This is a genomic window from Cetobacterium sp., assembly GCF_048470075.1.
Classification (GTDB): domain Bacteria; phylum Fusobacteriota; class Fusobacteriia; order Fusobacteriales; family Fusobacteriaceae; genus Cetobacterium_A.
Genome location: NZ_DBGBQB010000109.1, coordinates 1 through 7,453, shown reverse-complemented (window position 1 = coordinate 7,453; position 7,453 = coordinate 1). Strand labels below are relative to the sequence as shown.

The 7,453-nt window shown below is 30.9% G+C and carries 8 protein-coding genes; all 8 read right to left on the bottom strand.

The annotated features are described in order from the left end of the window. The coding region (locus ACMOUI_RS04115; RefSeq protein ID WP_418964470.1) for a hypothetical protein at positions 1 to 200 on the bottom strand (200 nt) is incomplete at its 3' end. Continuing rightward, on the bottom strand, positions 190 to 1,074 hold the full coding sequence (locus tag ACMOUI_RS04110; RefSeq protein WP_418964469.1) for an ABC transporter substrate-binding protein: 885 nt from the start codon (positions 1,072 to 1,074) through the stop codon (positions 190 to 192). The genes ACMOUI_RS04115 and ACMOUI_RS04110, both read right to left, overlap by 11 nt. Before the next feature lie 8 nt (positions 1,075 to 1,082). Further along, positions 1,083 to 1,856, bottom strand: a complete 774-nt coding sequence (locus ACMOUI_RS04105; protein ID WP_418964468.1) for an ABC transporter ATP-binding protein — start codon at positions 1,854 to 1,856, stop codon at positions 1,083 to 1,085. Then, positions 1,856 to 2,824, bottom strand: coding sequence for a FecCD family ABC transporter permease (locus tag ACMOUI_RS04100; RefSeq protein ID WP_418964467.1), 969 nt, complete (start codon positions 2,822 to 2,824; stop codon positions 1,856 to 1,858). Before ACMOUI_RS04100 ends, ACMOUI_RS04105 begins: the two co-directional genes overlap by 1 nt. An 18-nt stretch (positions 2,825 to 2,842) precedes the next feature. After that, on the bottom strand, positions 2,843 to 4,876 hold the full coding sequence (locus ACMOUI_RS04095; RefSeq protein ID WP_418964466.1) for a TonB-dependent receptor: 2,034 nt from the start codon (positions 4,874 to 4,876) through the stop codon (positions 2,843 to 2,845). A gap of 19 nt (positions 4,877 to 4,895) precedes the next feature. Further along, positions 4,896 to 6,158 carry a radical SAM protein gene (locus ACMOUI_RS04090; protein WP_418964465.1) on the bottom strand — a complete coding sequence of 421 codons (1,263 nt, stop codon included), beginning with the start codon at positions 6,156 to 6,158 and terminating at the stop codon, positions 4,896 to 4,898. 7 nt (positions 6,159 to 6,165) lie between these two features. Then, positions 6,166 to 6,603 (bottom strand): ExbD/TolR family protein, encoded by a 438-nt coding sequence (locus ACMOUI_RS04085; RefSeq protein WP_418964464.1) that lies wholly within the window; start codon positions 6,601 to 6,603, stop codon positions 6,166 to 6,168. Positions 6,604 to 6,612: 9 nt separating this feature from the next. Then, a complete protein-coding gene (locus ACMOUI_RS04080) occupies positions 6,613 to 7,236 on the bottom strand; it encodes a MotA/TolQ/ExbB proton channel family protein (protein ID WP_418964463.1) in 624 nt (207 codons plus the stop codon). Positions 7,237 to 7,453 lie beyond the last annotated feature (217 nt).

Genomic DNA, 7,453 nt, shown 5'->3' with positions numbered 1-7,453 from the left:
CTTACAATATAAAGCAATAATAAAAAAGCAGAAAATATAAAAAACTCTTTTATATTCTTATTGGGAATTGATTTATCAATCAAGTTTTGAACTACTATAGGTCCATATAGGTCAACTATAGTTACAAAAAAACTGCTAACTATAAAATAAGTTAGCAGTTTTCTCTCTTTTAAATAGTATTTTAAAACACTATTTAACATTTGATAGCTCCTGATATAACTCCTCTAAAGCATCTATCACTCTAGGAGTTCCTCTTAAAATTTTATCTGAATCTATTATCATGATGTTCCCTTTTTTTCCTGCTTTTGTTTGCTTTACAATTGGATTACTATTCAATATATCACTCTTATTTTTTATAGCCATTGAGCCTACCAATAGGTCCGGATTTTCTGCTAATAAAAACTCAGGGGATACTATAGGTCTTCCTCCAGGTAATCCCTTTGCTATATTCTCAATTCCCAGTGTATCAAATATCTCCCCAGGTAATGAGTTTGGACTAAATACCATCATTGGAGATGTTGAAAATAAAAATCCCCCCTTTATATTTAAAGGTTTTTCAGCTATTTTTTCCTTTATATCTTTTAGTTTAAAACTATAATCTTTTACTAACTTAGAGGCACTCTCTCTCTTCCCTGTTACGATTCCGTATACCTCTAAATTATCTAAAATCTGTTCAAAAGAGTTACCTTCATTAATTAGAAAGTTCAAGTTTCTAGCCTTTAAACTCTCTCCAAAACTTTCAGACATAGTGTTCAATATAACTAGATCTGGATTATACATTAAAACTTGCTCTATTGAAGGTTTCATTATTGTTCCAGCCTTAGGTAAACTCTTTGTTTTTTCCTGTGGCCAAATTGGATTTTTTGCTGTATCCGCTATTGCAACAATGTTTTTTTCTCCTCCCATTAAATAGAAGGATTCCACTGCAGCTGGATCCAATATTAACACTCTTTTGTACTCTCTTTCCTCGACTTTATTTCCTCTTGAATCTACAATAAAACCATTTTCTACTTTTAAAGCATAGGCTAAATTACTTGCTAAAATAGTAAAAATTAAAGTTATTACTCTTTTCATATCTCCTCCTATACCAGTGGAATAATATATGGAACTCCACTCTCATCCCTTATAACTCTAGCTTTTAAATTATAAACTTTTTGCAAATTTTCCTCTGTTAAAACCTCTATCGGTGTTCCTTGATACTTTATCTCTCCATCTTTCATCATTATAATCTCATCACAAAACATAGCAGCTAAGTTCAGATCATGTAAAACAGCTACTCCTGTTAGAGATTTCTCTATAACTAAGCTCTTTACCTTATTTAATAGCTCAACTGCATGATTTAAATCCAAAGCTGAAGTTGGTTCATCCAATAGTAATATCTCTGGATCCTGTGTTAAAGCTCTAGCTAATAAAACTCTTTGAAACTCTCCTCCTGAAAGACTAATAGCTACTCTTTCAGAAAATTTTTCCAATCCTAAGAATTTTAAATTCTCCTCAACTTTTTGTCTATCATCAAAAGAGTATCCTGCCCAACTTGATTTCAAATGAGGTAACCTTCCCATTAATACAAAATCCTTCACTGACATATTTGTCATTAAATTTGATTTTTGAGGAACTAGAGAAACTAGTTTGGCTCTATCTTTTTTATCTAATGCCTTCGTATCTCTTCCATTAAAAACTATCTCTCCCTCATTTGGATTTAAGTATCCCAATATATTTTTTAAAAAAGTTGATTTCCCACACCCATTTGGTCCCAGTATTCCTGTCATTTTTCCTTTTGCTATATCAACCTTTATTTTTTTTAGAATCTCTTTATCCCCATATGAAAATGAAAGATTCTTTACTCTAACTCCCATTAGTTTCCTCCTCTAGCTTTAAAAGCCAAGTATAAAAAGAATGGTGCACCAAAGAATGCTGTAACAACTCCTATAGGTATCTCCACTGGAGCTAAAAGTAATCTCCCTATTGTGTCACATATCAATAGAAAAAATCCACCTGCTAATGCTGCATTGGGAATCAATCTGGAGTTTGATGGTCCAACCAACATTCTTATTGAATGGGGTATAATCAATCCAACAAATCCAATCATTCCCGAAAAAGCAACTGAAAACGCTACAACCAAAGCTGATACCGTCAATACTTTAGCTTTTAGTGTATGAACATCCACACCTAAAGAGTTTGCTTCTTCATCTCCAGACAGTAATGCATCCAATTGATTCCTCTGTAGATAGAAAAAAACTAAAGAGAAAATCAGTGGAACTATCAAAAGCGATACTTTTGTCCATGTTGCTCCACCTAGATATCCCATTAGCCACATAGTTATTTTAAATGATTCCTCCCCTATTAAGTACATAGCAAAAGAGGTGAAAGCCCCTATAAAAGCTGACACAGCTATTCCCACAATCAATAGAGTAGTTATCTCAACCTTTCCACTTCTATTTGATAGTTTAAATATAATAAATGTACTTATTAAGCATGATAGAAATGCTAAAATACCATAAAAAATATCTGGCAATTGGAATACATAGGCTATTACAGCTCCAAATGTAGCACTTGCTGCTATCCCTATTATATATGGATCCGCTAAAGGATTTTGAAATACAGCTTGAACTACCACTCCACTTGATGAAAGCATCATTCCTATTAGTAGCGCCATAACTATTCTCGGTAATCTTATATCATAAATTATTGTTTTTATATAATCTGGTGCTGTACCCATGGAAAATAGTTGTTCCAATGGTACAGGAACACTTCCTAATCCAATAGAAAGTGTTCCTGTCAGTAATATTACCAGAATTAATATTAACGATATATGTTTTTTCATATTAATTCTCCTATTTTTTTAAAAGTTATATTTAATCCCTGCATAGAAACTTCTTTCTGCTGCTGGATTATACTCTTTTCCATCTGAACTTATAGAGTTATAATATTTCTCATTAAATATATTATTAATTCCTGTATAAACTCTTAAATTCTCAATTGGTCTATAGTTTAATGTTAAATTTGTCACAATGTTCTCGTTTTGTTTCCCCTCTGTATTCTCATTGTTTAAGTAATATCCTGATGAATACACAGTATCCCAAATAATATTAATCTTTGAAGTTATTTCATAATCTAAAGCTATATTGAATCTATTTGTAGGAACATCCGCTATTGCATTTCCCTCAATTGCTTTATCTTGATCCTTTAATATTTTTGTTTTAACAAGAGCATATCCCTCTCTAACTGTTAATTTTCCAAAGTACTGTTCAGCATTTAACTCCAAACCATATCTTCTTGTTTTTCCAATGTTATAGTTTCTAAAGTTCATTCCTGTGTAGTTTTCAGTTGCAATCTCATCATTTGTTTCAGTCAAATAGATTGCTCCACTTATAAAACTTCCAAATATATAGTCTTTAAAACCAGTTTCATATGTTACATATGTCTCTGAATCTAAGCTATTATCTATGTATGCCCCATCTATCTTATCCACTAATTGCGATGGTGTTGGAGAAGTAAATCCCTTCTCACCTTTCAAATATATATTTCCAGTTTCTGAATATAGATAGTTTCCAACTAATTCATAGGCCATATTTTCCATAGTTGTTTTTCTATTTATTGTTGTATCAGCTGTTATCGCTCCACTTGATATAGAGTTTTTAGTGTATGATCTATCTGTTTTATAGTCTGCATATTCATATCTAATTCCTTGAGTAAGCTCAAATTTTCCAACTGTATTTCTATTTAAAACAAATACACTGTGAATATCTTTAGTTAAGTCATTTCTATATTTTTCAGAACTAAACATATCCATTTGACTATCTCTTTTTAGATTGTTATTTATGTAATCATAACCTAAAATTAGACTACTTGCCTCTCCATATGAAATTTTTAGTTTAGGCTTAAATCCAACTTTTTCATCTCTATAGTCCATATAGTTTTTAACGCTATAGCCCATTTTTTCATAGTTATTTTTATTATAAATATCTGTTTTTTGATAGAATCCAACCAAATCTAAAGTTATTTTTTCATTGATTATATACTCATATTTTCCAGTGAATTCATCTTTTTTTGTATTATTCACAATTAGTTCATCATATTTTCCAAATAGACCATTACTTTTAGGATTTGATAATCTCTCTCTCGTGAGCATTCTTGGAGAAGTTGCATCATCACTATATCTTGAATATTTTAAACTGATATTTTGTCTATCATCAATCTTATATTTTAAACTTCCTTCAAAATACTCTGAGTCAGATTCATCTCCATCTCTAAAGCCTCTATAATTATTTTTATTATAATTAACATTTACACCTAAATCTCCAATTGTTGTCCCATAGGAAAACTCTCCCTTTTTTCCTCCAAAAGAGTTTAACTCTCCTGAAACAGAACCACCTGTGTACCCCGCTCCAGACTTAGTCACTATATTAATTATTCCCCCTCTTGTTCCACTTCCATAAAGGATTGCTCCTCCACCTGGAATAACTTCAATTTTCTCAATATTTTCAACTGGTACTGTATTAATTGGAGTTTTTGCATGGGATGTATCTAAAAGATTCACACTTACTCCATCTATTAAAACCTGTACATTTGCTGTTGCTTTACTTCCTTGACCTCTCATATCCACTATTGGATCTTTTGGATCACCTATCAAATTTACACTAGGTACATCTTTTAATGCTTCTGATACAGACTGATAGTTCTTTTCCTCAATATCTTTAGCCGTAATAACTGTCACTATGTTTGTAATATTTCTTTGTGCTGTCTCAAACCCAGTGGTTGAAATTACACTTTCGTTTAATTTAACACCTTTGCTAGCTTCTTCATAAAAAAACTCATCATTTGAATAACTTAAAGCTGTTACTATTAAACTAAATATTGCTACTCTTTTGTTCATAATTTTTTAATCCCTCTCATTACTTTTTTGTTAATCCTAGAGTTTTTTCAACTATTGTAATTAAAATCTCTCTAGATATATTGTTACCCCAAAATAAGCCATCCTCTGTCAAACTATACTCTTTATCACTCTCTAAGATAAATTTGCTATCTTTCAATTCAGAGATTAAATCTTTAAAAACTACTTTTTCTTCAGAGTTTAAAATTTCATCCACCATATCTTTTTCTATCTGTGGAAATTGGAATAATCCACTAAATCTATCTAATCTTTGTTCATACTCACTTTTCTCAACAAACATTGACATCTCTTTTTTCATTCTAAAAACCGATATATTATCAACATTTCCACCAGCTCCAACTCCTATTGGAAATGTATCTCCACCAAAATTTCTAGTTTTTATATACTTATATCTATCTCTTCCCTTTTTTGCAATCTTTGTTAACTCTAAAACATAGTAGTTACTATCAGCTGTTAACTCCTTTACAAAGGCATCGTGTAACTCTCTCTCTTTTTTTAAATTCTCTTGAATTTTAACCTTTTCCTCTTTTATATCCTGGGATAGTGTAGACCCTTCATGTACCATTAAAGAGTAAAAACTTGCACTTCCTAAATCAAGTTTTTTTATGATTTTAGCATCCTCAACTACATCCTCTACCCTTTGATTTGGATAGTTATAAATAATATCTATGCATACCTCTCCATTAAATTTTTCCTTTAACTTAGCTAACCTATCTATTGTCTCATTTTTCGAGTATGTTCTATTGTAAAACTTTCTTCCATCATCTGAAAAACTCTGAATCCCCACAGATAGTCTATTAACTCCATATCTATTCATCAGTTCTATCTTTTCATCATTTAAGTTATGAAGCGTTGTCTCTAAAGTAAACTCATATCCTTTAGAAAATTTTATGTTTCTATTGACACTCTGCAACACTTTTTCCAACTGGTCATTTTTATAAACCGTTGGTGTTCCTCCGCCAAAATAGACAACATCCACACTTTTTTCCTTAAAATATCTGTATTGTCCATATCTATCAAATTCACTCACAAGATAGTCAGCATAGGAATCTAAACTCCCACTCAACTGCTCTCTATTCAAATTACAAAATGAGCAGATTTTATCACAATATGGTGTATGTACATATACTGCTCTTGGAACATCCTTTGGTTTTTCATTCAACTTATTTAAAAACTCATTCTCTGCAACTCTTCTTTGAGGATAATATTTCCCTATTAATCCACTTGAGTTATGATGGCTCTTATATCTTGTTTCAAAATTCATTATTTAATCACTTCCCTTTAGTCTCTATATCTATCGCTTGTGCTCCTGCCAGTTTTATATCTGACATTATGTCCACTACATCTCCGTAGTCAATCCCTCTATCTGCAAGTATTGCCACCCTTTTATTTTTCATTGACTCAAGTGTATTTTTTAATTTATCCTGTAGCTCTTCTTTTTTTATATCTATTAGAACACTCTCTTTTTTGCTATCTATTTTTATTTTTAACTCTCCGCTATTTGCAACTAAAATCGATACTTTATCAATAGTTTCTGTTATTTCAGAAATCTCTGATTTAGGTAGATCTATCTTCATTCCCTTCATATCGTCGAAAGTTGTAGCTACCATAAAAAATATTAATAGCAAAAATACCACATCAATCAGTGGTGTTAAATCTGGCGCTAATTGTTTTCTTTTGTAATTCATAAAACCCTTTGATTTAAACATATCTGTACCCTACATCTTTCTTAAAATATTTATAAACTCCACTACATTCTTCTCCATATCAACCATTGCTTTTTCAATCTTTTTTTGATAAAAATTATAAAATATTAGAGCAGGTATAGCTACTATTAATCCAGAAGCTGTCGTTATTAGTGCCTGAGAAATACCAAAAGCTAAAACTGTTGGATCTCCTGCACCATGTTTTGACATAGCTGTAAAAGCTCCTATCATTCCTGTCACTGTTCCCAATAGTCCTGCTAGCGGTGTCACATTAGCTACCAAAGCTAAAATCCACATATTTTTTTCCAATTTTGGCATCTCTCTTAGGGCACACTCTCTTGCTTTTTCCTCTAAATAATCATAAGTACAACAGTTCATCTTTTCTCCAGTGTATTCTATTAAAATAGTTTTCATAACTTTAGTCGATGTATTTTTAAAACAATCGCAAGCTCTTATAGCTCTCTCTCTTTCATTGTTTTTTATAAATTTCTCTAAATGATTTATCAATAGCTCTCCGTTATCTTTTTCATTTTTGAAGAAATAGTATCCTCTCTCCAATATCACACTAAGACCTGCCACTGATAAGAAAATTATTACAGCCATCAATGGTCCTCCAGCTTTAATTACCTCAATCATCTATTCCCTCCTATTACTTAAATATTTTGATTTTCAAAATTATTATATTGATTTTAAACTAAATAGTCAATATATTTTTTATACAAAGTATTTTTTTATAAATAATTTGATAATTAAAATATTTTTTGTTATAATTACCATAGATTTATTACTTATTTTTTGGAGGAGTTATGAAATTTTTTATTTTTTCAATAGTTTTACATATACTTATCTTGAT

Coding starts and splice junctions, on each gene's coding strand:
- ACMOUI_RS04110 (WP_418964469.1), bottom strand. CDS start 1,074: ATGAAAAGAGTAATAACTTTAATTTTTACTATTTTAGCAAGTAATTTA.
- ACMOUI_RS04105 (WP_418964468.1), bottom strand. CDS start 1,856: ATGGGAGTTAGAGTAAAGAATCTTTCATTTTCATATGGGGATAAAGAG.
- ACMOUI_RS04100 (WP_418964467.1), bottom strand. CDS start 2,824: ATGAAAAAACATATATCGTTAATATTAATTCTGGTAATATTACTGACA.
- ACMOUI_RS04095 (WP_418964466.1), bottom strand. CDS start 4,876: ATGAACAAAAGAGTAGCAATATTTAGTTTAATAGTAACAGCTTTAAGT.
- ACMOUI_RS04090 (WP_418964465.1), bottom strand. CDS start 6,158: ATGAATTTTGAAACAAGATATAAGAGCCATCATAACTCAAGTGGATTA.
- ACMOUI_RS04085 (WP_418964464.1), bottom strand. CDS start 6,603: ATGTTTAAATCAAAGGGTTTTATGAATTACAAAAGAAAACAATTAGCG.
- ACMOUI_RS04080 (WP_418964463.1), bottom strand. CDS start 7,236: ATGATTGAGGTAATTAAAGCTGGAGGACCATTGATGGCTGTAATAATT.